This is a genomic window from Pinirhizobacter soli, assembly GCF_015905305.1.
Lineage (GTDB): Bacteria > Pseudomonadota > Gammaproteobacteria > Xanthomonadales > Rhodanobacteraceae > Pinirhizobacter > Pinirhizobacter soli.
The window spans coordinates 145,192-168,737 of sequence record NZ_JADZLQ010000001.1 but is presented as its reverse complement, the minus strand read 5'-3'; the positions used below and the strand labels follow the sequence as shown (position 1 = coordinate 168,737).

Here is a 23,546-nt window from a genome sequence, read left to right as displayed (position 1 = left end):
CAGCGTGCCAGCAAGGCGCGCTAAAAGGGGATCCACGAATCGTTCAAATCAACGCACCCTTGCGAGGGGGCGTCTGTTTGCGTGATACGTGCAGCGCAAAAAAATAGATTCATAACTCAACAAGGGAGTGGTTGATGATGAAGTCAATTTCAGCGAAAGCTGCGGTGGCAGCTTGCATGCTTGTTCTCGCCGGTTGTTCGGCGACACCCACCAAACCGTCACAAGGCGCGCCTGGCATCGTCTACGACAAACCTGAAGCGACGGTCCAGAAAGCGGCGGTCGATGCACTGGCGGCGAACGGCTTCGAGATCCTCAAGTCCGAGCCGGAGTACGTTGAAGGATCGCGGCCGCACAAGATCGGCGTTGTAGTGGGTTCTGGCGGCGAGTCAGCTGGTGTGTGGCTGTCGTCGTTGGGGAGCGACAAGACGTCCGTCAAGGTGAACACGGCCAAGTCGTCGTTCGGCATCGTCGGCCAGAAGAACTGGGACAAGGAAATCATTGCCGGCATGGACAACAGCCTCGGCGGGCATCAGTAACTTCATGGACAAGTACGTGGGGAAGATCATGAAAAACATGCTTGGAATGGTCTTCCTCGCGTTTGGCCTATGCGGTTGCGTGACCACGACGGGCAACTACAGGCCGATAGGCGACCATTCCTACCCGCCGCGGATAACTGGTTGTGATGTGGAGATATTCAGGGACCACGCCCCGAGCAGGCCTTATACCGCCATATCTCAACTAACTGTCCATGTCGAAAAAACCGCCCTGATGGCCTCCGACTATGCCTCGGCGAGCGACGAGCTCAAGTATCAGGCATGCATGTCCGGCGCCGATGCCGTGATCGATTTCAAGGAGCAGAAGTCGTCATACCTGGAAACACGGATGTACAACCTGACCGCGACAGGTATTCGGTGGATGGATAGGGCGACTAGGCAGTAGGAGGCTCGTCGCGTAACGAATCGGGCGGATGAACGATGCGGGCCTCACTGGAGCCCGTGGACCCCGGTCGCGCGATGGGGGAGGGGGGAGCGACCGGTGGTTGTCCAAAAACACTTCCACGCGTTCCATGCGTCCATCCACCCGGCCTGGCCAGATGGATCCTGCCACCTCATCACTGGAAGTGAGGTGGCGGGCAAGCCAGGGTGACAATCCGTAGTGTTCACGGTCGGGCTTGCGCCCTCCTGGCTGCCCACCATAAAGGCGGGGAACCCAGCTCCCGCAGGATTGCCCTGCGGTAGCCGAAACACTACTGGGTTGTCACACCCGGTTGCCGGTGTTTGCCGGCAACGAGGAAGATGATGGCTGACAGCGTGGTGTGGTTCCATAGTAACGGTCGTAAAAGTGGAGACGGATTTCTATGGAAGGGATCGGAGTAACTGACTAACAAGGTCGAGATCCGTGTACATCTTCATCGACGAGTCCGGAACGTTCGCCCCGACAAGCCAACCCGGGGCATGGTGCGTCGTCGCCGCCTACGTTGTCGGCTCCCGAGATCGCGTTGCAGCGGAAGACGCGCTGAATGCTCTCAAGGCGCGAGCTGGCCGCAGTGCGCTGGACGAAATCAAGCGCCGCGACGTAACCGAAGAAAACTACTTCCGGTTCCTGGAATATCTCAGCTCCCAGGGCGGCTTCCTCGTATCCGTAGCGACCGACGCAGGCGTAAACAACGGAGTAACTGAAAACCAGATGGGCCAGGTTCGCATCATTCGAGATGCGATCGACAGCCTGGAGACATCCAAAGACAAATCGGAAGCCGAAGCCCTCGCCGCAGCGATGGAAGTCCTGTCGCCGCAGCTATACGTGGAAATCATCTGCCGAATGTACCTGGCCTGGCTTGCCGTGAATGTTGGTGTTGCGCACTACGTGCAAGCCGAGCCCCAGACCTTGTGGAGCATGGATTGGCGCTTCGATGCGAAGGGTGGTGCCGGCGCCGCATTTGAGAAGGCGCACGGACCATTGATGGCAGGGCTGGCCAGCCAAATGTCCAAGACCCAACCCATGCCCTTCGTCGCTGGAGGGGATTATTCGCACTTCGGGCGATTCATCCGAGGCGGCGCCGCTGCACTACGGCCAACGGGGCAGGGACGCAGGGATGTGGCCGTAATTACGCAACGTCTTTACCGTGAGAAACAGTCATTCGCCGATTCCGCGCGAAGCCCCGGCATCCAGATTGCCGATCTGCTTGTATCCGGCATCGCCGCGCTTCTGCGTGGAAAGTTCACCGACCAGGAAAGGGCCGCCCGTTGCCTCGGCCGCCTGACAATGAGGTTGTACGGCACGGATGACGCCACTTACCTGATCGCCTTTGGCAACCCTGAAACTCCAGCGCCGATCACGGATGTCGCAAAGAGCGCTGTCAAGAACATGAACTCAGCAGCAAGGTCCGTATTCAACCAACGCCCTGGATAGCGGACTCTGGCTTCGCCTCACCAGACATGCCGTCAAAGCGGGCGCGTGCGGCATGGATGTCGCCATAGCAACGGTCCGCCCACTCGACGAGGCCCGCCATCGGGTCCAGTAGCGATTGGCCTAGCGGGGCCAGACGATATTCAACGCTCGGCGGCTTGGTTGGAAAGACATGGCGCGTGATCAGTCCATCGCGCTCCAGATCGCGCAAGGTCTGGGTGAGCATGCGCTTGGAAATGTCATGGACAGCGCGGTGAAGCTCGCTGAAGCGGTGCGGTCGCGTCGCGAGAGCCATGATCATCAGCATGCTCCATTTGTCGCCGATACGGTCGAGCACGTCTCGAACCGGGCAGTGCACGGATTGGGACTCGCCCAATGGATATTGGCTGAATCTTTCGATCACCCTCAATGCGTTGCTCACGCGGGACTCCTCGAAATCTGCTGGTTACAAAAAACTGCCTCCTTACGGCGCGCAGAGGCGGTCTCTATAGTAGACCAGACATCTGTTGGCGCAAGGCAAAGAAGTGCGCGCGCTCGTCCGGAATCGTGAAAAGGCGGCGAAGTGGGCCGACGAAGGTGTGCGCCTGGTAGATGGCGACTGGAATGATTCGGCGGCCATTGAGATGGCGCTTAAAGGTGTCGAAGGCGCGTTTGTCATGTTGCCAGCTGAGTGGGCGCCTACGCCTGATTACAAGGAAGCGAAGGCTGTGATTGCGAGCTATGTCAGTGCGCTTGTCCAGGCAGCACCGCCGCGGGTGGTGGCACTCTCATCCATGGGTGCGAATCGAACCAGTGGGTTGGGGATGATCACAGCCCTGTCGCTTCTGGAGCAAGGATTTCGCGGCCTGAAATTGCCGCCATGGTCGCGACCCATGATATCGGCGCCGAGATCGCTGCGCTTCTGACTGGGCCGGCATGGTTGGGACATCGGGTCATCGAGCTCGGCTCGATGGTCAGCGCGGATGAAGTAGCGACGCAATTGGGTGAAGTCTTGAAGGCCGACGTCAAAGCTTTTGCTATCCCGCGGGCCGGGTGGCCGGCGGCGTTCGAACAGCTCGGCATTCCAAAGGGCCAGACGGGACCGGCCGAGGCGATGTTTGACGCCATCAACTCAGGCTGGATGAACCTCGGGGTCGAGGGTACGGAGCACATCCCGGCGGCGACGTCCGCCCGCGATGTCTTCGCGGCGGCCCGGAAGGCCGCTACAAATGTCTAAAATCTCCTGGCGCCAAGTCCTGCCTTTGGCTCTTGCCGCTTTCTTCGTCGTGGGTTCACTCAGCAACATCTTCGCCGCGGGATCTATCTACGAGGAATACCTGAAATGGGGGTACCCGCGCTGGTTCCATTTCGTGACCGGATCGCTGGAACTCACGACTGCCATTCTATTTTTCCGGGCGCCGAGTCGCCTGTTGGGCTCGGCGCTCGGCTGCGCTGTCATGTTTGCCGCCATCGCGACCGTCGTCATCCACGGCGAATACGGGCACGCTGTGCCGCCACTCGTCGTGGCGACATTGTCACTAGTGGTTGGCTGGATAAGCTGGCCGGGGAAAATTGAATTGACCGCCCAACTTTCAGGCGACCCTCGTCCTGGTGCCCAAAGTCCGTCTTAAATAAGTGGCCAATACAAGCAACGCTATCGGGATTAGGGAGAACGATGCAAAGGGCAAATCGACGGCAACGAACGTTTCGGGTCTAAGTATTGGAGGGAACACAAAAACCATTGCGCCCACCAGAGCAACAGCCACACGACTCGGAAAGACAGACCATAGAACTACTACGGCTCCGGCGGCTGCGAGGAAGCCTATGTCGAGAAAGTGCGCATCCTGATTCAGGAGATACCAACCATAGCGCATCTTTAACAAGGTGTAGGACACTGCCATGCCAAGACACGCACAGATCAGGAACAAGGCAATTTTCACTCGCGCTACTCCAAGCTCTTTCGCCATAGCTGTGTGGGGTGGTTGTGCCGTCGCTATTTTTTCACCGAATCGCATGACGTAGCCTTCAGCCAGCTTGTGGTCCCCCGCAATGGTGTAGTTCACGACGATGTCGGAATATTTTGTCGGATCGGGTGATGCCACCACATACGATCGGACGAAATTGTCGCCATCCATAATGGGAATGTTTCCGACATTGTTCTTTGTGCCGCCGGGAGATGCTGGCAAATCCCAGCCTGGGGTTGGGTTGTACATTAGCCCATCCCGAGCCTGCGTAAGCGACAGCGTACTAGGTGTCCGAACGTCGTACGTATGAAACGACAGGTTACCCGGGCCGAATCCAACGGCGCCAACATTATTTGGAATAGGACCGATAGCCGGAGCTGCTCCATTTTCAGGCCGTATGTAGATTTGCCCATTGGCAACAATAGCTCGACGGCCGTCGGGATCGATGTTTGCAATGGGATTATTGTTTGCGTAACTGTACCGGGCAAACTGCGTCGGAGCACCAGGGACCAGTGTTTTCGGATCGGCACTGAGGAAACGCGCGCTGCTCGGATCGTAGTACCGCGCTTGCATGTAAATGAATCCAGAGTCCGAATCGTCGAAGTGGCCCGTATAGCCACGCCCCGATTTCGGATTGCCCATGACTTGTTCGCCGTAGGGCCGACGATCGGCTGCTGTCAGTACGTTCCCTGCGTCGTCGGTAGTGGCCAGCACCGTGCCCTGAGAGTCGGTGTAGTAATACGTGACTTTTGTCGGGCCGGACGCATGGGCCACGCCGCACACCAAATTAACGATCCGAAAAACTGCCAGCCTCTACTCTGAAACCGCTGCATCCGTCGTCCTCCCCCAAGGGCTGCAGGAGCGGCCGCCAAACTCTGCACCACCATCGGCTGGGCGTCTGTAGGCTATCGCCTACAAGCGCGCAACACTTAGGCATTGACCTAAGTATACGGCGCTGACAGACTGTAGTCGTCGGACCAACTCGTCCCATAAGTGACCGATATAGCTATGCCCCAATCCGCCATTGTCGACGACGTCTTTTACGCCCTGTCCAACACGACCCGGCGAAAGGTCCTGGAGCAGCTTTTCAGCGGCCCAGCCTCCGTCAGTGAGTTGGCGGCGCCGTTCGACATGAAGCTTCCTTCGTTCGTGCAGCACCTGTCCCTGCTCGAGAAGAGCCGGCTGGTGCGATCGAAGAAGGAAGGGCGTGTGCGGACCTACGAGATAGCGCCCGAGATGTTCAAGATCGCCGAGGACTGGCTTACCGAGCGACGTCAGCTGTGGGAGTCCCGACTCGATCGGTTCGACGAATACGTCAAAAAACTCAAGGAATCGAAGTCATGAGTAGCCAATTAGCGCTTGATCCGAAAGTGGATTTCACCATCGAACGTTTCATTGATGCCCCTACGCAGCTCGTTTGGGATGCATTGACGAAGCCTGAGCATCTCCAGCAGTGGTACATGCCCAAGGTTTGGGGACGCGTCATGCGAGCCGAGATGGACTTACGGCCAGGCGGCGTCTTCAGCATCGATATCGCAACCAATGATGGTCACGAATTTCCCAATCTCGGTTGTGTCCTGGAAGTTGTTCCCATGGAGCGGCTGGTTTGGACCTCCATGCTCTTCCCCGGCTATCGCCCGGCCGTCTTCGACGATATTCCCATTACAGCGATTTTCACGCTTAAAGCCGAGGGGACTGGAACCCGCTACGTCTTCACAGCGCTGCACAGGAATGAAGCCGACCGCCAAGCGAACAAGGAATCCGGCTGGCAGGAGGGAACCGAGATTGCCATGGAGCAGCTGGTCGCCCATGTGGAGTCGATGCGATAGTTCAGGGCGAGCCGTCTTTTTCGCGCAGGGGGAGTTACAGCATGAAATGGTTGAAACGGGCAGGCTACGTGCTTCTGGCGCTCGTCGTCCTTAGTATCCCCGCTTATTGGTGGCTCCTTGTCGAAAGCCATGAGGCTTCCTCGGGCGGCTACGCCATCGACATCGCCGAGGTAAGAAAGCTCGCCGAATCGCAAGCCGGGGAAAAGCCAAAGCTCATTCGTGTGGAAACAGTAGCGAATTTTCCCGTGCCAAAGACGATTGTTGTTGCGGGCGACAGCTGGCAAAGCGTGGATCTGCCGGTGTCGTCCTACGAACTGCTCTATCAGGATCACACAGCAATCCTCGACGCAGCACTCAACATGTCCATCGCCAAGTCCATGGGCGCAACGTTCGACAGCGGTGCGTATTCACGGATGAGTGCCGCGATGGCCCGCGCCGCCCTGATCGTCGTTACCCACGAGCATCCGGATCACGTTGGCGGTCTTTTAGCTCAACCGGACCTCAAAAAACTGTTGTTCGTCACGCGCCTCACGACGGAACAGGTCTCGGAACTCAAGGCGAACCTGACAACCGACCCCTTTGCCGGATTGCATTTGCCGTCCAATCTTTTTGATGGCTACCAGCCACTGGATTATGTGCAATACCAGGCGGTCGCACCCGGGGTCGTGCTGATCAAGGCGCCCGGCCACACGCCTGGCAGTCAAATGATCTTTGTCCGGCGCGCAGACGGCGTGGAATTCCTGTTCCTGGGTGATGTCGCCTGGCAAATGCGCAACATCGAAATCTTACGAGGAAAGTCGCGGCTGGCGACGTGGCTGGCTAGCGAGGATCGCAACAAGGTCGGAGCGGAACTGGCCGAGCTCCATCGACTCCATGCCGCCAATCCCGGGCTCCATATGATGCCGGGTCATGATGCCGCGGCGATCGACTCATTTGTGAAAGGCGGACTGTTGGTAAAAGGCTTCTGAATCCCGTCCCCCGTGCTATGGCAGCGATCGTTCCTGCACTCTATGATTGAAACCGCGAACGGGGGTTCGTCGGGCTACCGGCCCGATCCAGGGGGATTCAATGCAGGGACGTCATGTAAGCGTGCTTATGGCCACGGCAGCAGGCCTGCTTGGCCTGGCCAGCTTGTCGGGCTGCTCGGCCCCACAGATGGTGACCTCGCACAAGGCCGAAGGCGACATGTTGACTCTCAGCTGCCGGCGTTAAGAGGCAGGGGCAGGTTGCCCATTCCGATCACTTGAAGGGAAGAAGATGCAGCAGACATATGAGCTCCTCGGAATAGGCATCACGGGCTTTTCTTGCCTTGCCCTGATATTTCTACTTGCCATTGAAGTCACCGCGCTCCGTCGGTACAAGCTCAAGTGCTTTCTGTTGCTGGTGATTGGCACCTCTTTTAGCGTCATATCGACGTTGATTGGAGCAGGAGCGTATTTCATGGAGCGGGAGCTGCCAGCCATGCTTCTTGCGCTTGAATTCCGCTCCCTTTTCTATGTCGTGGCGGTAATATTCGGCCTTTGTGGCACAGTACTTTTGTTCGAATCGTACGGCGAACTTTTGGCAGTGAGGCAACAGTCGAAAACCCGGACTGATGCGCCCTTAGTTCCATAGTGCGATACCCCGCTTCAGGGGTCTATTTAGCGTTCGAGCTACGGAGAAGCATATGTTTGACCTTCAAGGGGCCCGCGTATTGATAGCAGGGGGCTCGTCCGGTGTTGGCCTGGCAACCGCCGAATTACTGGTCAAGTGCGGTGCAGCAGTCGTTCTCAATGGTCGGGACCGCGTCAAACTGGAACGGGTGAAAGAACAACTGGGCGCGCAGGCGTCCATTTGTGCATTCGACGCCGCGAACCCCGAAGAACGAACTCGCGGCCTGGCGGCGATCGGAGCGTTTGATCATCTCGTGGTTGCGCTCAGTGGCGGGAAAGGCGCAGGAGCATTTGCTGACGTTACCCAGCCCGATTTGCGTAGCGGATTTGAGGCGAAATTCTGGGTACATTTCTCGCTGGCGCAAGAATCGCTCGCTTATCTTTCCCAGTCTGGGTCCATCACCTTTGTCTCGGCTATCTCGGCACGCGCAGCCAACCCCGGCACAGCGGGCCTTGCCGCCATCAACTCAGCCATCGAGGGGATGGTGAAGCCACTTGCGGTTGAGTTGAGGCCACGCCGGGTAAACGCAGTTTCTCCCGGAGTGGTTGATACGCCCTGGTGGAACTGGATGACGGAAGATCAAAAACAAGCGGCTTTTGCCAAATTTGCAGCGTCTACCCCGGCCGGGCGTGTCGGGAAGCCCAGCGATATCGCGCAATCAATCGTATTTCTCATCGGCAATTCATTTATGACCGGGTGTGTTCTGGAGTGCGATGGCGGTCTACGTTTAGTAGGTCAATCGCTCTAAACCACCTCACGCCTCAATGCTTGGCCGAGTCCCTCGTCGCGCCTGCCACAGGCTTGCCTTCGAAAAAGCTGCGCACTGCCGACACAATGACGTCGGGAGCTTCTTCCATCAGCCAATGCCCGGCGTTGGGGACCACCAGTTCCGTGACGTTGGTGGCGGCGTTTCGCATGACCTCTGCCTCGCCCGCACCGAACGACTTTGCTCCACCAATGGCAAGTACCGGCATGGTGAGCTTCGGAGTCAGCGTCGCCTTGTTGTCTTCGGCATCTTGTCGTATGGAGCGGAACTGGGCGAATGCCGAATGCATGGTGCCCGGGCGGGCGTAGAGTTCGGCATAGTGGCTGCGCGTCGCCTCATCGATCTTCGACGGATCGCCCGCGAAATCGTTCCAGAACCGGTTCAAGTAAAGGCGTTCACGGCCGGCGACCAGTTTCTCCATGTCGGCACCGCCAAGATCGAAGTGCCATAGAAGAGGGGAGCGCACGATCTGGTCCCACGGCGGAACGCCGGGAACAGGGGCATCCATCACCACCAGGTGGTCGGTCTTGTCGGGATAGCGCCGGGCATAGGCATACGCGACCATGGTGCCGATGTCGTGGCCCACGACATCGGCATGATCGATGCCGAGCTTCGTCAACACGCCGCGGATGTCCTGCGCCTGATTCCGCTTGTCATACCCCCCGTCTGGATGTGACGACAGGCCCAAACCACGCAGATCGGGCACGACCACGGTGTGGTCCCGCGCAAGATCCGCGGCAAGCGGCTCCCACATATCGCCGGTGTCGCCAAATCCGTGCAGCAGCACGACGGCGGGGCCCTTGCCACCGACGCGGACATGAATCGTCGCATCGTTGGTCTGGATATCCTGCATATGAAAGGACGCCGGGAAGGGCTTGACGGCAGCGTAAACGGGAAGGCTGGCGGCCAAGGCAAGGCACGCTGCGAATAGAGAGCGGATCATGAGTTTGACTCCGAAGGAGTGACGGAAACTTCGTAACCTGCTAGCCAGCCTACCTTTTTCCCTGGCAAGGCAGGGCGAAATCCCCACGACGCGACCATAACAGGCAAAATACGCGGCTTACAGTGCTGCCCGCCCCGATACCGATCATGCCCTTGACCACTACCACGCCACCGCTGGGTGACGTCGACACCGAACTGCAGCAGCGCTTACTCGCCGCGACGCAGCTGCTTGAATCCATTGCGGCCAATCGGCTATTGCTGGACAGCCTGCCGGCGGAAGACCGCCAGCGCCTGTATCAGGCGGTGGCGCAGGTCTATCACCCCGACCCGGGTGAGCGTCGGATCAAGCTGAAGGCTGCCCAGAAGGCGCGGCATGCGTCGAAGATCAAGGCCGAGGACACCGTACTTAACCAGACCGGCATCCGCGCACTGCGCCGCAAGCCGGTATTCACCACGCCGAATGTGTTTGCTCCGGAGGGTTTCGAGGCCAGGGACATCACGCCCGATGCCGACGCCGCGCAACCGCGCGAATCGATCGAGCCCAAGCACTGCTATGTGTGCAAGAAGAAATATTCGGCGATCCATTTCTTCTACGATCAGCTGTGCCCGGCGTGTGCTGCCTTCAACTACGCCAAGCGCACCGAACTGGTTGATCTGAGCGGCCGCGTCGCGCTGCTGACCGGTGGCCGCGTGAAAATCGGCTATCAAGCCGGCCTGAAGCTGCTGCGCGCTGGTGCGGAACTGATCGTCACCACACGCTTCCCGCGCGACTCGGCGGCACGCTACGCCGAAGAACCAGACTTCGGCGAGTGGGGCCACCGCCTGCAAGTCTACGGACTTGACCTGCGCCACACGCCCAGCGTCGAAGCGTTCTGCCATGAACTTCTCGCCACGCGACCGCGGCTGGACTTCATCATCAACAACGCCTGCCAAACCGTGCGTCGCCCACCAGAGTTCTACGCGCACATGATGGACGGCGAGACCGCAGCGCTGCACGACATGCCCGAACACGTGCGCAAGCTGGTCGGCAGCTACGAGGGCCTGCGCGGCTCCAACATCCTCCCGCTGGCCGGCCGCACCACGGACCTGCCTGGCCTGACCCGCGCTGCCGAACTATCCCAGATGCCGTTGCTGCCCGAAGAACTCCTGGCGCAGAGCCACCTGTTCCCCGAGGGCAGGCTCGATCAGGACCTGCAGCAGATCGACCTGCGCGAACGCAATTCCTGGCGGTTGCTGATGGCCGAGGTACCCTCGGTGGAACTGCTGGAAGTGCAACTGGTCAATGCCATTGCGCCGTTCATCATCAACGCACGACTGAAGCCGCTGATGCTGCGCACACCCGAACGCGACAAGCACATCGTCAATGTGTCTGCGATGGAAGGCCAGTTCTACCGCAACTTCAAGACCACGCGGCATCCTCACACCAATATGGCGAAAGCCGCGCTCAACATGATGACGCGCACCTCGGCCACGGACTATCACAACGACGGCATCCACATGAATAGCGTGGACACCGGCTGGGTCACCGATGAGGATCCGGCGGAGCTTGCAGCGAAGAAGGTGCTGGAAGAGCGTTTCCACCCACCGTTGGACATCGTTGACGGCGCGGCGCGTATCGTCGATCCGATCATCAGCGGCATCAACACCGGCGAACACGTGTGGGGGCAGTTTCTTAAGGATTATCGACCGACCGACTGGTAAGGACCGCAGCGCCTAGACATAGGCAAGCAGCCGCCCACAGCAGATCACGGCCAGCCACAAGGCCAGCGACAGCGGCGCCTGCGCCTTGGCCAGCGGCGTCGCCGCCAGCCAGCTGGCCACGTCATCTGAAGGCATCAGGATCATACGCTCGGACATCGATAAGCGATCGTATATTTACGTAGTTTTTTGCTCATTTATTTATGCCATTTCCAAAAAAATGCGTGATAGCTTCATGCAGCTATCGGGGAATTCAGGTATCAGGCTTAGTCATTGGGCTTTTGCGAGTAATCGGACGACAGTTCGATTGCCGTTGAATCCTGTGCGCTTTTTCCGCACAGCCGCCCATGTTTTCCCATGAGTAGCGTTGGTTGAATGCCTTTAGATGTATCTCATTAATAAAGGATCCAATATGCGCCTCAAAAACCATCGTTTGGGCTATTTCCTGGCATGTAGCGTGATCGCCTTGTCTTATGGCGGCACCGCTTTGGCGGCACCTGTCCAGGGAAAAGCATCGGTCCGATTGACCAATGTCTTCGCAACGTTGCAGACAGGTCAGCCCGACAAGAACCCGGAACACATTGCCGCCTGCCGCAAACAGGTGTCGGCACCTGACTCCCGGTATCTTGGCGTTACTGTCACGACGCACTACTCCATCGATGCACAGACGATGATCATGACCGCATCATCGTCATTGCCGTCTCCAGTGGCCACGAAGCCACTTCAGCTCACCGTAAAGCTGGCGCCACTTGGTATCGCGGGTCAGTATGCGTTCGGCGCATTCCGCCCGCCGGTACTGCCTAATAACTACGTGTTGTTCTCTACTGGACTCGACTTCAAGGGCGCCAAGTCGTCTGTGCTGGTTCTCAATGAAGGCAAGGATTACAACTGCCTTGTCACCAGCGATCCGACGCCTTTCAGCGGTGGTTTGAGCGAGAAGCTTGGGGCCGAACAAAAATAGCCACACAATCGGCGGCGTTTTTGCTGTTTTGAGTAAAGTGGGGAAGGGTGCGCGGGCCCCTGTAGGGGCCTGCAAGGTCAACTCTTTTGAGTTGCGCGCTCCATCAAGGGAACCCTTGATCAAATAGCCTGTCTACAGACGATGGCCGCAACACGCGCTGAAGGTATGCGTAAGTTTTTGCGCGGGTAATTGGCTTGAATGAGGCTGTGTCATCGAACGTACCGAGCAGGGCCGAGATCACCGGGGAGGGGGTGCGTCAACGTGTGAGACCTTGGGTCACAGGCGCTGGCGACAGCCGGTGCTGACGCGTCGGGCGAGCGTGCTCGTGCTGGCTTTGGTATTGGCGCTGCACATGTTGCTCGTGCTGGTGCTGTGGTCTCCGAGGCAGCCAGCACCTGTCGATAGCGAGCGGACGGTGATCGTTCGTCTGCTGGATGACACCAGCACGCCGCGTACCGCGCCGCCACCACCACCGCCCACGCTGCCCGAGTTGGTGTCGCCACAGCGGGCGGCGGCAGCACGCGTTCGCCCTGAGTCACACGAGAAACCACGTCGTGATGCGATGGTCGTGCAAGATCATGAGGCGGTACCTGCGCCGGCGGCCTCCGTGGCCACACCGGCCACCATCAGTTTGTTCGCCAAGAATGGCTCGATACGGCTAGCTCCCGCGCCGACAGGCACCTCGGCAGCAGTCGAGGCCAAACCGATCAAGCCTGCGGACGATCGTCAGATCATGCAGCACGACAGCAACCACATGCACTACAAGGCCACGCGTTTCGAGAAGTATTTTCCGCCGCCGGACGAGACAGCCGGTGGTGCGGTGGGTCGCCATATAGGCGATGCGATCCATGAGATCGCCAAAAGCTTGTGCGATCCCGACAAACGCAGTACGGCTTCTGACATGCTGTGCGGCGCACCTCCGCCGCCGGCCTCGCGCAAGAATTCCGACGAGCGCCTCAATCTACCGGCGGCGTCGCTGGTCGGCGACCCGCCTCCGGTCACAGTGCCGCTGCCGACCTGCATCGCCGAGTACAACGACGGCAAGCCACTGTCGTCTGGTTGCCCGGTAAACACGCCTGACTTGGCCTTCAAGGCCGAAATGCGTGAATGCATCGACCTGTTCCGTGCGGGCAGGCACCTCAAGCCCTGGTGCCCGGCCGACACGCCCCAGCGCGCCGCCGCCGAGTAGTCCACGCCAGGGCTAAGGATGAGCACAGCTGAATCAGTGCTGCCGCCGTAGCAGCATGACCAAGCGCACTTGCCGGCCTTCGCCAAGCTCCTTATGGTGTTCCCCTCTGATAGGGGGGGGCACACCATGGGCCATGTATCTCTTCGCAAGCTGACGGCGTTTTGTGCCCTGGCGCTCGCCGGGACATCGCTGCAACCCGTCGCCGCTCAAAGCGCTCCTGCATCCGCTCCAGCCGTCGCGAGCACGGCCGCAACGCCCGCCGCCCGACCCGCGGACGTCTCCTCGGAAGACGCGGTCATCAAAGCAGTCTACGACGTGATTTCGGGCCCCAAAGGCCAGCCGCGTGACTGGGATCGCATGCGCTCGCTGTTCGTGCCAGGCGCACGTCTTATCTCCGCACACACTGGCGACGATGGCATCGTCACGGCTCATGTGATGACCGTGGAGGACTACATCCGATTGGGCGATCCCTTGCTGAAAAAGGACGGTTTCTTCGAGCGCGAAGCACACCGCTCCGAGGACCGTTTCGGCAACATCGTCCAGGTATTCAGCACCTACGAATCGCGCCATGAGGCGGATGCCAAGCCATTCCAGCGTGGCATCAACAGCTTTCAACTGCTGTTCGACGGCAAACGCTGGTGGGTCGTGACGATCTATTGGCAAGGCGAGAAGAGCCCCGAGCGGTCAATTCCAAAACAGTACGGCGGTTGACCGGACACCCGGCCCGCACCCTTCGCCCTAAGCGCAGCCCGTCCACAGAGGCCTTCCGTTGAAAACCACATCCCTCGCTTGCACCGTACTGGCGCTCGCCGCCATGCCCGCCTTCGCCGACGTGCCGCCACCGCAAGATATTGCGTTCAATGGCACCCTCAAAATCGCCGTGGACGCCACGGATATCGCCCACCGCGTGTTCCGCATCAACGAAACCATTCCGGCCCAGCCTGGCCCGCTGACTCTGCTTTACCCGCAATGGCTGCCGGGCGTTCATTCACCGGCTGGCCCGATCGACAAGCTCGCCGGGCTGGTGGTCAAGGCCAACGGCAAGGTGCTGCCGTGGACGCGCGATCCGCTTAATGTCTTCGCCTTCCATGTGGACGTACCGCAGGGCGCGACCGAGGTGCAGGCCTACTTCGAATACCTCTCGCCGCAGGCCACCACGCAAGGCCGCGTGGTGATGACGCCGGAAATGCTGAACCTGCAGTGGAACGCCACCACGCTGTATCCGGCCGGCTACAACGCCGACCGCATCATGTCCCAGGCCAGCGTGACCTATCCGGCCGGCTGGCAGGCCGGGACCGCGCTGGAAGTGGCGTCCACCGCCGGCGACACGGTGACGTACAAGCCGATCAACTACGACGACCTGGTCGATTCGCCGATCTATGCCGGCAAGTACTTCAAGCGCGTGGACCTGGACCCGGGTGCGCAGACCCCGGTGCACATGGACTTCGTCGCTGACGATCCGAAGTACCTGGAAATGAAACCCGAGCAGATCAAGCCGTTCCGCGACCTGGTGCAGCAGATGTACAAGCTGTACGGCGCGCACCACTATGACCACTACGATTTCCTGGTCTCACTCAGCGACAAGATGAGCGGCAACGGCCTGGAGCATCACCGCTCCAGCGAAGACGGCACGGGCGCCGACTTCTTCACCGAATGGGCCAAGAGCGCGGCGAGCCGCGACCTGTTCTCGCACGAGTTCAACCACTCCTGGGACGGCAAGTACCGCCGGGGCGCGGATCTGGCCACGCCAAGCTTCAACGTGCCGATGAGCGACACGCTGCTTTGGGTGTACGAGGGCCAGACCCAGTTCTGGGGGCATGTGATGGCTGCGCGTTCGGGCTTGTGGACCGACGAGATGGCACGCGACCAGTGGGCCTATACCGCCTCCATCTATGACAAGGGCCGTCCGGGCCTTGCCAGCTGGCGCAATGTGCAGGACACCACCAACGACCCGATCATAGGCGGGCGCGGCGGACAGCCGTACCACAACTACCAGGGCCGTCAGGAGTACTACTCAGCCGGCCAGATGATCTGGCTGGAGGTCGACAGCAAGCTGCGTGAGCTCAGCGGCAACAAGAAGACCATCGACAACTTTGCCAAGGCGTTCTTCGGCATGGAGAACGGCAAGTGGGACGTCAACACCTACACCTTCGAGGACGTGGTCAAGACGCTCAACACCATCCAGCCGTTCGATTGGGCAAAATACTTGCGTGATCGCCTGGACGGGCACGGCCCGCTGATCGGCGGCCTGGCCTCGCACGGTTGGACGCTGGTCTATACCGACAAACCCAATGACGCACTCAAGGGCATGGAGTCCGAACGTGGGGTGTCCGAGCTCACGTATTCGCTGGGCGTGTTGATCGGCAAGGGCGGCGAGATCAGCGACGTCCTGTGGGATGGTCCTGCCTTCAAAGCCGGCCTTTCGCCGGGCATGAAGATACTCGCGGTGAACGGCAAGGATTTCTCCGGCGATGCCATCAAGGACGCCATCACCGCAGCGGCCAAGGACAAGGGTAAGCCGATCGAGCTGCTGGTGAAGAACTTCGACGAGTACCAGACCCTTCGCGTGGACTACCACGACGGCCTGAAGTACCCGCACCTGGTTCGCGACAAGAGCAAGCCCGACACCCTCACCGACCTCATCAAGGCTCACTGATGACCCAGCCGCCGGTGCCAACCCTGTATGAGTGGGCCGGCGGCAACGAGGCCTTCGAGCGGCTGACGACGGTGTTCTATGAGCGTGTCACCGCGGAGCCTTTGCTGGCTCCGCTGTTCGCCCATATGGCAGCCGAGCATCCTCGGCTGGTGGCGGCTTTCATCGCCGAAGTGCTGGGTGGCCCCGCGCTTTACAGCCAGGAGCGGGGAGGGCACCACGCGATGATCCTGCAGCACCTGGGCAAGCATCTGACGGAAGCTCAGCGCACGCGCTGGATGTCGTTGATGCTGGAATGCGCGAATGAAGTCGGACTGCCGGCGGACCCGGAATTCCGCTCGGCCTTCGTAGGCTATCTCGAGTGGGGCACCCGGCTGGCAGTAATCAACTCCCAGCTGGACTCGTTGCCCGACGTCGACTCCGCCATGCCCGCATGGGGCTGGGGACCGGTGGGTGGTCCTTATCAGGGGTGATTCACCCGCGTGACGATATTGGCCGGATGTTGCCGCAACATGGCGAGGCTTTGGGTCGCGGGCGACGCCAGGTGCGCGCAATCTTGGTCTGCTCAAGCGCAAGAATCCGGAAGCATTGCCCGGATGAGAAACCGATCATAGCGAACACCCGACGGGTCACCTTGAAACCTCACCCCTTTTCCATCGACCCGAGTTCCGTTAATGATATTCCGGCGTACGAAAGCTGATTGGCCGCGCACGGCGTGCCTGTTTTTCCTTGGAGTATGGCCGCTGGCCCTGGTGGCGCCGCTAGCCACGGCGCAGGACGTGGACACGGCCGCGCCGCAGCGCCAGTCTCGCGACGACGCCTGGTGGACTGGCCCCATGCTCGCCAATTCCGCTGAAACCCTAACCCCCGGCCACATGCTGGTGGAGCCCTACGTCTACGACGCCATGTCCCACAAGAAAGACGCCTTCGGCTCGCGTGCCTACGTGCTCTATGGCGTCACCGACGATTTCACTGTCGGATTCATTCCCATCGTCGGCTACAACCGCGTCAGCGGCGGCCCCAACAGCTCGGGCATCGGCTTGGGCGACCAGATGTTGCAGGCGCAGTACCGCCTGATCCGCTACCACGAGGGCAGCTGGGTGCCTACCGTGTCGCTGATGCTGCAGCAGTCGCTGCCCACTGGAAACTATGACCGCCTGGGTTCGCGTCCCGCCAACGGCATGGGCGGTGGCGCTTACGCCACCACGCTTGGTGTAAACGCACAAACCTATTTCTGGATGCCCAACGGACGCATCCTGCGCATGCGTCTGAACGTCACCAGCACGGTGTCAGGCCACGCGGATATCGACGGTGTGAGCGTGTACGGCACGGGCCCATCCTTCCATGGCCGTGCGCATCCGGGTGACAACTTCTACGTCGACACATCGTTCGAATACAGCCTCACCACGCGCTGGGCGCTGGCCACGGACGTGGTCTACAGCCACAACGACAACACTCGCGTGACCGGCACCGACAATCCCTCCGGCCCGCTCGGGTTGCCACTGCCCGTGAGAATAAACTCCGGCTCCAGCGACACCGTGGGCTACGCCCCGGCGGTGGAATACAACTGGACGCCCAATATCGGCGTACTCGCAGGTGTTCGCGTGCTGGCCGGTGGCCACAACACGCAGCGCACGGTGACACCGGTTATTGCCCTCAACTATGTACATTGACTATCCAAAATGGCTAGGATCTTGCCGGCCGTTTCCATGCTAGCGTAAGTACCACTCCGACCAGGGGTAACTTATGCAACGCATATTCGCGGTGGGCTTTTCCCTTGTTGCGTACTTTATATTTTTCGCAACTTTCCTGTGGCTGATCGCCTTCATCGGCGACATCGGAATATTCCCAACGACGATCAACGATGCGGTCAATGGCACGCCTGTGGTCCAGGCCATCGGGTTCGACCTGCTCCTTATCGCCTTGTTCGGAATTCAGCACAGCGTCATGGCGCGACCCGGGTTCAAGGCGCGCTTGACCCGAATCGTTTCGACGTCGGTAGAAAGATCGATCTACGTGCTGGCCGCCGCTGTCGTCCTTGCGATCATGCTTCGCTATTGGCATACGCTTGGCGGGACGATCTGGGACGTACGTGAAAGCGCCGCAGCGCCGTTGATCTGGGCGGTGTTCGCTATGGGCTGGGCACTCGTGTTGCTAAGCACCTTCCTTATTAATCACTTCGAACTGTTCGGACTGAGCCAGGCGTGGCGCCACGGTCGTGCGCGGGAAGATCGCCCACCGCAATTGCGCGAACCGCTACTCTACCGCTGGGTTCGCCACCCGCTTTACCTGGGCTTCGTCATTGCCTTCTGGGCAACGCCGCATTTAACAGTTAGCCATCTAGTGTTCGCGGCAGGCATGACCGCCTATATCTTCATCGGGATCGCGCATGAAGAGCGCGACCTGCTTGCGCACTTCGGCTCCGCCTACGACGACTATCGCAAACGCGTCGGGATGATCGTGCCTGGCTTAGGGCGGCGACGGGATCGGTCCGGCGACTGACTCTCGTCGACCGCGGCTGGGCGGAGGGTTAAATGCTAGGCAAAAGCCCTTCGCCATAACAGAATGCAGGGGACGGCGCCCGCGTTGGGCGCCGCAGGGAATACTCCGTGCGCCTGGGCAAGACCTCGATTGCGATCGTAGTGCTTGCGCTGGGCTGCCTGCTCGGTAGCGCGTTCGGCCAGGCGGCTACCGGCTACCAGCGCTCGATGTGGAGCCAGAAGGAAGGTGCACCCGCCGGTATCCAGGCCATGGCGCGTACCAGCGATGGCTGGCTCTGGCTTGGGACCAATGCGGGCCTGTTCCAGTTCGACGGGCTGACATTCGGTCGCCGGGAGATACTGGCACCGGGTGACCTTAGGTCCCGCTCGGTGGTGCGGCTGGCCGCGATGTCGTCCGGCGACCTTTGGGTTTTCCTCAGTGCCGGCGGCGTGATCGTGCTACCCAAGAATGATCGCGATCACCCGGTGGCCATGACGGGGCTTCCAGACCAAACCACCTACGGCGGCCTGGCCGAGGACACCCAAGGCCATGTGTGGGCCACTGCCGGGAACGCCATCTATCGAAGCAGCGGCACGACGTGGCAAGCGCTGGCACCGGACTCGCTGGGCTTGCCCGTACCGGACGACCCCAATCTGCGCAATGACCAGGCGGGGAACCTTTGGTATGGCGATCAGGGGCGTTTTTGGGTGCGCAAGCGAGATTCGCCGCGTTTTGTCCCCGTCCCAGGCTCATGGGGTCCGATTGGCGAAATCATTGCCGCCATGGACGGGCGTGTCTGGGTGCTCGCCCTGGATTTGCAAGTGACGCGCCTGCAAGAGCTCCCCGACGTGGGGCGCGCGGGCGCTGTGTCGGCGTTCTCCGAATCAGACCAGATGATGATCGACAAGAACGGTGTTGTCTGGTCGGTCGCCTGTGACACGGGAGACCTCTGCATCAAGCAGGAACCGACCTCGTCAACGACGGGTGCTGCACGGGTGGAGAGTTCGTGGAAGGTCGTCGGCGACGTCAGCAAAGGGGCGATGTGCGTGCTTATCGACGCCGATGGAAACATCTGGATCGGTACCAAGGGCGGCCTGATGCGATTGCGCACGAACGCGGCCACCCCTGTTCCTTTCCCCGACGACACGTACTACTTCGCCGTGTTCCCGGGACCCGATGGCGCGGTTTACGCCGGCACGGACAGCCGGAACGGCACGCCGTCGGACAGGCTTTGGCGACTAGGCGACACGGCAACACCTGTTTCAGGATTGGATCACCCCGTGTCCGCATGGACGCGCGAGGATGACGGGACGCTTCTACTGGCAGGCGAGCACGGTGCCTGGTCGTTTGATGGAAGTCGCCTGCAGACCTTTGACCAGCCGATCGCCTGGTCGAGGGATAGGCCGCGCCCGCAGGCCATGGCCAGTGATGCCCAGGGACGCCTCTGGATCGCTTATCCCCACGGAGCGCCGTGGCGCAGGAGTACCGCAGGCTGGCAGGAACGTGGCGGCATCCCTGATCTTCCCGACACGCCGATCGCGTCGATAACCAGGGTGCACGACGACCTGTGGTTCGGCTATCGCGACAACAAGGTAGCCATCGTGGAGGCGAATGACCGGGTAACCGTCCTCGACCAGCACGCAGGCCTCGCCGTCGGCTCGGTGAATGTGATCCTGGCCACGCCCCCGTTTCTCGTTGGCGGCGAGCGCGGCTTGCAGTGGTTCGATGGCCACGCGTTTCATTTCATCCGCGCCCAGCATCCCGAACTGCTATCCGGCATCACCGGCGTGCTCCGGGACGAGGATGGTTCGCTGTGGATCAACGGCTTTGCCGGGCTGGTCCACTTTGCCGGGGCCGATGTAGCCAGGGCCATGCATGATGCGACCGTCGCCATGCCGGGGCGCCTTTACGACAACGGCGACGGCGTCGCTGGCGCGGCGCAGCAGGTGCGCCCGCTGCCGACGCTGACGCGCGGCCCCGACGGCAGGATCTGGGTGGCATCGAGCGACGGCCTGGCCTGGATCGACCCCAAGACCATGCCGCGCAATACACGCAAACCCGAGCTGGCCATCCGCGACATCAACGGGAACCGGCCCTCGCACGACGAGACCATCCTTCCCGCCGGCACGACCCGGGTAGGCGTCGGCTTCGATGTCCTGTCGCTGACTCGGCCCGACCGCGTCGACGTCCGCTATCGGCTGGTAGGCAACTCCAACGGATGGGTGAGCGCGGGGACCCGCCGTGACGTCATGTTCGATCACTTGCCGCCGGGGCACTACCGATTCGAGGTGATCGCCGCCAACGAGGACGGTGTCTGGAACCTCGATGCCGCGACAGTCTCCTTCGCAGTGCAGCCGATGTTCTACCAGACGGTATGGTTCAAGCTGCTCTGCGTGCTCGTCGCGCTTGTGCTGGCGTGGGGCATCTTCAGGCTTCGCCTTCGCCAGGAACGGACGTTGATCCGCCAGAAGATGGCCGTCAGGCATGCCGAGCGCGAGCGCATCGCACGCGAGCTGCATGACACGCTTCTGCAGGGCATCAGCGGACTGTTGATGCGCGTACAGGCCTGGACCCGCCTTGGGGACCTTTCCGCCGAGGTGCGCGGGGACATGGAACGCGCGGGCGAGCAGGCGCGCCAGATGCTGACACAGGGGCGTGACCGGATCGCCCACCTGCGGGCGGACGATGATCACCCCGTGCGGCTGGCGGACGGGCTCCAGGCCATTGGCGAAAACTTGTCGGCACTGCATGGCAAGAATTTCCACCTCGTCGACCACGCACCGGAAGCCACCTTCCGTCATGACGTGGCCACCGAGGTCTGTGCCATCGTCCACGAAGCCATTGCCAATGCGCACGCGCATTCGGGAGGGCAGGCCGTGACCGTGACCCTGGAACGCCGTGGCGACGGCTTGGCCATCACCATCGCCGACGATGGCCGCGGCGTTACCGATGCCGAAGTGGAGGAGGCAGCGAAGTCGGGTCACTGGGGCGTGGTCGGCATGCGCGAGCGCGCACGCCGCATCGGTGCCCGCTTTTCGATGACTGCCGGCGGCCAGGGCGGCACGACGGTGACCATCGAACGCATCACGCCCAAGGCCTGAGCCGGCCGGCATTACCCCTTTGGGGTGATCCCCCGTTCCCGGCCACGCGGTATTTAAGTCCGATGCATACCCTATTTCCTGGCTGCCAGAACACCTGGTGGTTTGCCGCCTGCGTGATGGCGGTCACGTTGATGCTCGCGGCCCTGCTGCTCTGGCGCCGACGCCAGCGCCAGGAGCAGGCCCGGGCGCGCGCCGAGCAAGCGGTGCGCGACTCGGCCGCCAGCGCCATGGAGGAATCCATGCTGCAATCGGGCCAGGGGCTGATCCTTCGCTTCGAGGCCATCGCCCGGCGCCTGCCGCCCGATCACCCCACGCGCCGCGATTTGCTGGCAGCGATCGACCGCGCCGAGCGCGTGCTGGAAAAAGGACTGGATCGAGCGCAACATCGACGCGACGGGGGAGGGCGAGACGATGAGCAACGACCTTGATCCCGCGCAGCCGGTCATCCGCATCCTTGCCGTGGATGACCACCCCCTGCTACGCGAGGGCCTGGCGGCCGTGATCGACGCGGAACCTGGCATGCAGCTGGTGGCGGAAGCTGCCAGCGGCGAAGAAGGCGTGGCTCAGTACAGGCTGCACCGGCCCGACGTCACGATGATGGACCTGGAGCTCCCCGGCATACCCGGCGAGGAGGCCATCCGCAGGATCCACGATGAATTTCCCGAAGCCGTGATCCTGGTGCTGACCACGTTCAAGGGCGACGCCCAGGCCCTTCGCGCCTTGAAGGCCGGGGCACGCGGCTACCTGCTCAAGAGTTCCCTGCGGCGGGATTTGATCGACACGATCCGCCTGCTGCACCAGGGAAAAACCAGCATCCCGAAAGACATCGCCGCCGAGATTGCCGAGCATGCCATCGACGAGCGGCTAACGGCTCGCGAACTATCGGTGCTGCGCTACATCGCCGATGGACACTCGAACAAGATGGTCGCCGAGCTGCTTTACATCACCGAAGCCACGGTGAAGGTGCACGTCAAGAGCATCCTGGGCAAGCTGGGCGCCACGTCGCGCACCCACGCCGTCCAGATCGCGCGCAAGCGCGGCATCATCGAAAGCTAAACGCGCGCTGCGAGCAGTCGGGACCTATACACCCAGTAGAGGATCACCAGGGCAAGCGCACCGACCAAAGCGGCAAAGATCGACCCATCGGGCCCATAGGTGCCCCCGGTCCACAGCACGTCCCGCGCCGGATTGGGAACACTGTGCAACAGGCCGGCCCCGCTGTTCACCCCATAGATCGTTTCCTCGCTGAAGTCCCAGCCCAGGTGCAGGCCGATGGACATCCACAAGCGGCCGGTCGCCATATAGGCCAGGCCCATCACCAGCCCGCCGTTGAAGGCAATTTCCGCCGCAGCGGCCCACGAGCCGTGGGTAAGGTGGGCGGCACCGAAAGCGATCGACGACACGACAAGGCCCGTGATGGGGCCAAAGGCCCTCGCCAGCAGGCGGAGTAGTGCCGCACGGAACGCCAGCTCTTCCATCACGGCCGAGATGTAGGTGTTGAAGATCAGGCTGCGCAGCGCGGCTTCCCCCGTGGGATGGCCCAGGCCGGTGTGGTACAGGCCCAAAACAAGCAACAGCAGCAACGTGGCACCCACGAACACCACGCCGGCGATCGTTCCCGTGCCCAGTTCCAGCCATGGCGTGGGACGCAAGCCAAGCTCGGTCGCCGGACGTTTTTCGACCAGCCTGACCAAGCCCATGTAAGCAAGCACCGCCAGCAAGGGCACGATGATCGCGAAAGCGGTGTACCAGCCGTTCGGCAGGGAGAGCCACGACGCTCCCAGCACCGCGGCCAGCATGAATCCGAACAGCAGGGCGAACAGCAGCACTGCCCATGCGATCGCCCGCAAGGCGAGCAACTTTCCCGGGGCAAGCCATCCCTTCGATCCCGTTTCCATAGGCCAGACGATCTGCTGGGACATGG

The 23,546-nt window shown here is 61.0% G+C and carries 28 protein-coding genes; 23 read left to right on the top strand and 5 right to left on the bottom strand.

Going from position 1 to position 23,546, the window contains the following annotated elements; translation table 11 throughout:
• Nucleotides 1–134 precede the first annotated feature (134 nt).
• The 3 genes from NDK18_RS00600 (at nt 135) to NDK18_RS00590 (ending at nt 2,409) form a co-directional block, all read left to right on the top strand.
• Entirely contained in the window at nt 135–536 is a 402-nt protein-coding gene (locus NDK18_RS00600) for a hypothetical protein (RefSeq protein ID WP_250626774.1), read from the top strand.
• A gap of 4 nt (nt 537–540) precedes the next feature.
• Nucleotides 541–939, top strand: coding sequence for a hypothetical protein (locus NDK18_RS00595; RefSeq protein ID WP_250623000.1), 399 nt, complete (start codon nt 541–543; stop codon nt 937–939).
• Nucleotides 940–1,398: 459 nt separating this feature from the next.
• Entirely contained in the window at nt 1,399–2,409 is a 1,011-nt protein-coding gene (locus tag NDK18_RS00590) for a DUF3800 domain-containing protein (protein ID WP_250626773.1), read from the top strand.
• Here the strand turns inward: NDK18_RS00590 and NDK18_RS00585 are convergent.
• Nucleotides 2,390–2,815 (bottom strand): winged helix-turn-helix transcriptional regulator, encoded by a 426-nt coding sequence (locus NDK18_RS00585; protein ID WP_343219673.1) that lies wholly within the window; start codon nt 2,813–2,815, stop codon nt 2,390–2,392. The genes NDK18_RS00590 and NDK18_RS00585 overlap by 20 nt on opposite strands.
• Before the next feature lie 97 nt (nt 2,816–2,912).
• Here NDK18_RS00585 and NDK18_RS00580 point away from each other — a divergent pair, with 97 nt between their 5' ends.
• From NDK18_RS00580 to NDK18_RS00570, 3 genes are read left to right on the top strand one after another with little or no spacing between them, the layout of a single operon-like run.
• Nucleotides 2,913–3,311 (top strand): NAD(P)H-binding protein, encoded by a 399-nt coding sequence (locus NDK18_RS00580; protein WP_284692058.1) that lies wholly within the window; start codon nt 2,913–2,915, stop codon nt 3,309–3,311.
• The gene (locus NDK18_RS00575) at nt 3,266–3,622 is read left to right on the top strand and encodes a Rossmann-fold NAD(P)-binding domain-containing protein (RefSeq protein WP_250626771.1); all 357 of its coding nucleotides are present in this window, start codon (nt 3,266–3,268) and stop codon (nt 3,620–3,622) included. Before NDK18_RS00580 ends, NDK18_RS00575 begins: the two co-directional genes overlap by 46 nt.
• Complete coding sequence (locus NDK18_RS00570; RefSeq protein ID WP_250623003.1) at nt 3,615–4,016, top strand: DoxX family protein; 402 nt, start codon at nt 3,615–3,617, stop codon at nt 4,014–4,016. Before NDK18_RS00575 ends, NDK18_RS00570 begins: the two co-directional genes overlap by 8 nt.
• Here the strand turns inward: NDK18_RS00570 and NDK18_RS00565 are convergent.
• On the bottom strand, nt 3,978–5,123 hold the full coding sequence (locus NDK18_RS00565; protein WP_250626770.1) for an RHS repeat-associated core domain-containing protein: 1,146 nt from the start codon (nt 5,121–5,123) through the stop codon (nt 3,978–3,980). The two genes, NDK18_RS00570 and NDK18_RS00565, sit on opposite strands and share 39 nt — an antisense overlap.
• A gap of 234 nt (nt 5,124–5,357) precedes the next feature.
• Between NDK18_RS00565 and NDK18_RS00560 the strand changes: the two genes are divergently transcribed.
• The 6 genes from NDK18_RS00560 (at nt 5,358) to NDK18_RS00535 (ending at nt 8,579) form a co-directional block, all read left to right on the top strand.
• Complete coding sequence (locus NDK18_RS00560; protein ID WP_250623005.1) at nt 5,358–5,693, top strand: ArsR/SmtB family transcription factor; 336 nt, start codon at nt 5,358–5,360, stop codon at nt 5,691–5,693.
• Nucleotides 5,690–6,178 carry an SRPBCC domain-containing protein gene (locus NDK18_RS00555; RefSeq protein ID WP_250626769.1) on the top strand — a complete coding sequence of 163 codons (489 nt, stop codon included), beginning with the start codon at nt 5,690–5,692 and terminating at the stop codon, nt 6,176–6,178. The genes NDK18_RS00560 and NDK18_RS00555 overlap by 4 nt, the downstream gene beginning before the upstream one ends.
• 41 nt (nt 6,179–6,219) lie before the next feature.
• On the top strand, nt 6,220–7,146 hold the full coding sequence (locus NDK18_RS00550) for an MBL fold metallo-hydrolase (RefSeq protein WP_250626768.1): 927 nt from the start codon (nt 6,220–6,222) through the stop codon (nt 7,144–7,146).
• 100 nt (nt 7,147–7,246) lie between these two features.
• Nucleotides 7,247–7,390 (top strand): hypothetical protein, encoded by a 144-nt coding sequence (locus tag NDK18_RS00545; RefSeq protein ID WP_250626767.1) that lies wholly within the window; start codon nt 7,247–7,249, stop codon nt 7,388–7,390.
• A 45-nt stretch (nt 7,391–7,435) separates the two neighbouring features.
• Nucleotides 7,436–7,792, top strand: coding sequence for a hypothetical protein (locus NDK18_RS00540; protein ID WP_250623009.1), 357 nt, complete (start codon nt 7,436–7,438; stop codon nt 7,790–7,792).
• Nucleotides 7,793–7,844: 52 nt separating this feature from the next.
• On the top strand, nt 7,845–8,579 hold the full coding sequence (locus tag NDK18_RS00535) for an SDR family oxidoreductase (RefSeq protein ID WP_250623010.1): 735 nt from the start codon (nt 7,845–7,847) through the stop codon (nt 8,577–8,579).
• A gap of 13 nt (nt 8,580–8,592) precedes the next feature.
• Here NDK18_RS00535 and NDK18_RS00530 read toward each other — a convergent pair whose 3' ends face one another.
• Nucleotides 8,593–9,540 carry an alpha/beta fold hydrolase gene (locus NDK18_RS00530; RefSeq protein WP_250626766.1) on the bottom strand — a complete coding sequence of 316 codons (948 nt, stop codon included), beginning with the start codon at nt 9,538–9,540 and terminating at the stop codon, nt 8,593–8,595.
• A 146-nt stretch (nt 9,541–9,686) separates the two neighbouring features.
• Between NDK18_RS00530 and NDK18_RS00525 the strand changes: the two genes are divergently transcribed.
• A complete protein-coding gene (locus tag NDK18_RS00525; RefSeq protein WP_250626765.1) occupies nt 9,687–11,240 on the top strand; it encodes an SDR family NAD(P)-dependent oxidoreductase in 1,554 nt (517 codons plus the stop codon).
• A 12-nt stretch (nt 11,241–11,252) separates the two neighbouring features.
• Here the strand turns inward: NDK18_RS00525 and NDK18_RS00520 are convergent, their stop codons facing one another.
• Nucleotides 11,253–11,396, bottom strand: a complete 144-nt coding sequence (locus NDK18_RS00520) for a hypothetical protein (protein ID WP_250626764.1) — start codon at nt 11,394–11,396, stop codon at nt 11,253–11,255.
• Nucleotides 11,397–11,649: 253 nt separating this feature from the next.
• Here NDK18_RS00520 and NDK18_RS00515 point away from each other — a divergent pair, with 253 nt between their 5' ends.
• From NDK18_RS00515 to NDK18_RS00470, 10 genes are all read left to right on the top strand, one after another.
• Complete coding sequence (locus NDK18_RS00515; RefSeq protein WP_250626763.1) at nt 11,650–12,198, top strand: hypothetical protein; 549 nt, start codon at nt 11,650–11,652, stop codon at nt 12,196–12,198.
• A gap of 298 nt (nt 12,199–12,496) precedes the next feature.
• Complete coding sequence (locus NDK18_RS00510; RefSeq protein WP_250626762.1) at nt 12,497–13,387, top strand: hypothetical protein; 891 nt, start codon at nt 12,497–12,499, stop codon at nt 13,385–13,387.
• A 126-nt stretch (nt 13,388–13,513) separates the two neighbouring features.
• Nucleotides 13,514–14,098 (top strand): hypothetical protein, encoded by a 585-nt coding sequence (locus tag NDK18_RS00505; protein ID WP_250623020.1) that lies wholly within the window; start codon nt 13,514–13,516, stop codon nt 14,096–14,098.
• A 103-nt stretch (nt 14,099–14,201) separates the two neighbouring features.
• Nucleotides 14,202–16,043 carry a M61 family metallopeptidase gene (locus tag NDK18_RS00500; protein ID WP_425600633.1) on the top strand — a complete coding sequence of 614 codons (1,842 nt, stop codon included), beginning with the start codon at nt 14,202–14,204 and terminating at the stop codon, nt 16,041–16,043.
• Nucleotides 16,043–16,513, top strand: a complete 471-nt coding sequence (locus NDK18_RS00495) for a group II truncated hemoglobin (RefSeq protein WP_250623022.1) — start codon at nt 16,043–16,045, stop codon at nt 16,511–16,513. Before NDK18_RS00500 ends, NDK18_RS00495 begins: the two co-directional genes overlap by 1 nt.
• A gap of 201 nt (nt 16,514–16,714) precedes the next feature.
• The gene (locus tag NDK18_RS00490) at nt 16,715–17,713 is read left to right on the top strand and encodes a transporter (protein ID WP_250626760.1); all 999 of its coding nucleotides are present in this window, start codon (nt 16,715–16,717) and stop codon (nt 17,711–17,713) included.
• 73 nt (nt 17,714–17,786) lie between these two features.
• Nucleotides 17,787–18,542, top strand: a complete 756-nt coding sequence (mddA, locus tag NDK18_RS00485; RefSeq protein ID WP_250626759.1) for a methanethiol S-methyltransferase — start codon at nt 17,787–17,789, stop codon at nt 18,540–18,542.
• 107 nt (nt 18,543–18,649) lie between these two features.
• The gene (locus tag NDK18_RS00480) at nt 18,650–21,622 is read left to right on the top strand and encodes a sensor histidine kinase (protein WP_250626758.1); all 2,973 of its coding nucleotides are present in this window, start codon (nt 18,650–18,652) and stop codon (nt 21,620–21,622) included.
• 62 nt (nt 21,623–21,684) lie between these two features.
• A complete protein-coding gene (locus tag NDK18_RS00475) occupies nt 21,685–22,050 on the top strand; it encodes a hypothetical protein (RefSeq protein WP_250623026.1) in 366 nt (121 codons plus the stop codon).
• Entirely contained in the window at nt 22,034–22,678 is a 645-nt protein-coding gene (locus NDK18_RS00470; RefSeq protein WP_250623027.1) for a response regulator, read from the top strand. The genes NDK18_RS00475 and NDK18_RS00470 overlap by 17 nt, the downstream gene beginning before the upstream one ends.
• Here NDK18_RS00470 and NDK18_RS00465 read toward each other — a convergent pair.
• On the bottom strand, nt 22,675–23,544 hold the full coding sequence (locus NDK18_RS00465) for a CPBP family intramembrane glutamic endopeptidase (RefSeq protein ID WP_250626757.1): 870 nt from the start codon (nt 23,542–23,544) through the stop codon (nt 22,675–22,677). The two genes, NDK18_RS00470 and NDK18_RS00465, sit on opposite strands and share 4 nt — an antisense overlap.
• Nucleotides 23,545–23,546: the final 2 nt, after the last annotated feature.

Excerpts from the sequence above, each read along its gene's own strand:
- NDK18_RS00600 (WP_250626774.1), top strand. The coding sequence starts at position 135 with ATGATGAAGTCAATTTCAGCGAAAGCTGCGGTGGCAGCTTGCATGCTT.
- NDK18_RS00595 (WP_250623000.1), top strand. The coding sequence starts at position 541 with ATGGACAAGTACGTGGGGAAGATCATGAAAAACATGCTTGGAATGGTC.
- NDK18_RS00575 (WP_250626771.1), top strand. The coding sequence starts at position 3,266 with ATGGTCGCGACCCATGATATCGGCGCCGAGATCGCTGCGCTTCTGACT.
- NDK18_RS00570 (WP_250623003.1), top strand. The coding sequence starts at position 3,615 with ATGTCTAAAATCTCCTGGCGCCAAGTCCTGCCTTTGGCTCTTGCCGCT.
- NDK18_RS00560 (WP_250623005.1), top strand. The coding sequence starts at position 5,358 with ATGCCCCAATCCGCCATTGTCGACGACGTCTTTTACGCCCTGTCCAAC.
- NDK18_RS00555 (WP_250626769.1), top strand. The coding sequence starts at position 5,690 with ATGAGTAGCCAATTAGCGCTTGATCCGAAAGTGGATTTCACCATCGAA.
- NDK18_RS00550 (WP_250626768.1), top strand. The coding sequence starts at position 6,220 with ATGAAATGGTTGAAACGGGCAGGCTACGTGCTTCTGGCGCTCGTCGTC.
- NDK18_RS00545 (WP_250626767.1), top strand. The coding sequence starts at position 7,247 with ATGCAGGGACGTCATGTAAGCGTGCTTATGGCCACGGCAGCAGGCCTG.
- NDK18_RS00540 (WP_250623009.1), top strand. The coding sequence starts at position 7,436 with ATGCAGCAGACATATGAGCTCCTCGGAATAGGCATCACGGGCTTTTCT.
- NDK18_RS00535 (WP_250623010.1), top strand. The coding sequence starts at position 7,845 with ATGTTTGACCTTCAAGGGGCCCGCGTATTGATAGCAGGGGGCTCGTCC.
- NDK18_RS00530 (WP_250626766.1), bottom strand. The coding sequence starts at position 9,540 with ATGATCCGCTCTCTATTCGCAGCGTGCCTTGCCTTGGCCGCCAGCCTT.
- NDK18_RS00525 (WP_250626765.1), top strand. The coding sequence starts at position 9,687 with ATGCCCTTGACCACTACCACGCCACCGCTGGGTGACGTCGACACCGAA.
- NDK18_RS00520 (WP_250626764.1), bottom strand. The coding sequence starts at position 11,396 with ATGTCCGAGCGTATGATCCTGATGCCTTCAGATGACGTGGCCAGCTGG.
- NDK18_RS00515 (WP_250626763.1), top strand. The coding sequence starts at position 11,650 with ATGCGCCTCAAAAACCATCGTTTGGGCTATTTCCTGGCATGTAGCGTG.
- NDK18_RS00505 (WP_250623020.1), top strand. The coding sequence starts at position 13,514 with ATGGGCCATGTATCTCTTCGCAAGCTGACGGCGTTTTGTGCCCTGGCG.
- NDK18_RS00500 (WP_425600633.1), top strand. The coding sequence starts at position 14,202 with ATGCCCGCCTTCGCCGACGTGCCGCCACCGCAAGATATTGCGTTCAAT.
- NDK18_RS00495 (WP_250623022.1), top strand. The coding sequence starts at position 16,043 with ATGACCCAGCCGCCGGTGCCAACCCTGTATGAGTGGGCCGGCGGCAAC.
- NDK18_RS00490 (WP_250626760.1), top strand. The coding sequence starts at position 16,715 with ATGATATTCCGGCGTACGAAAGCTGATTGGCCGCGCACGGCGTGCCTG.
- mddA (WP_250626759.1), top strand. The coding sequence starts at position 17,787 with ATGCAACGCATATTCGCGGTGGGCTTTTCCCTTGTTGCGTACTTTATA.
- NDK18_RS00475 (WP_250623026.1), top strand. The coding sequence starts at position 21,685 with ATGCATACCCTATTTCCTGGCTGCCAGAACACCTGGTGGTTTGCCGCC.
- NDK18_RS00470 (WP_250623027.1), top strand. The coding sequence starts at position 22,034 with ATGAGCAACGACCTTGATCCCGCGCAGCCGGTCATCCGCATCCTTGCC.
- NDK18_RS00465 (WP_250626757.1), bottom strand. The coding sequence starts at position 23,544 with ATGTCCCAGCAGATCGTCTGGCCTATGGAAACGGGATCGAAGGGATGG.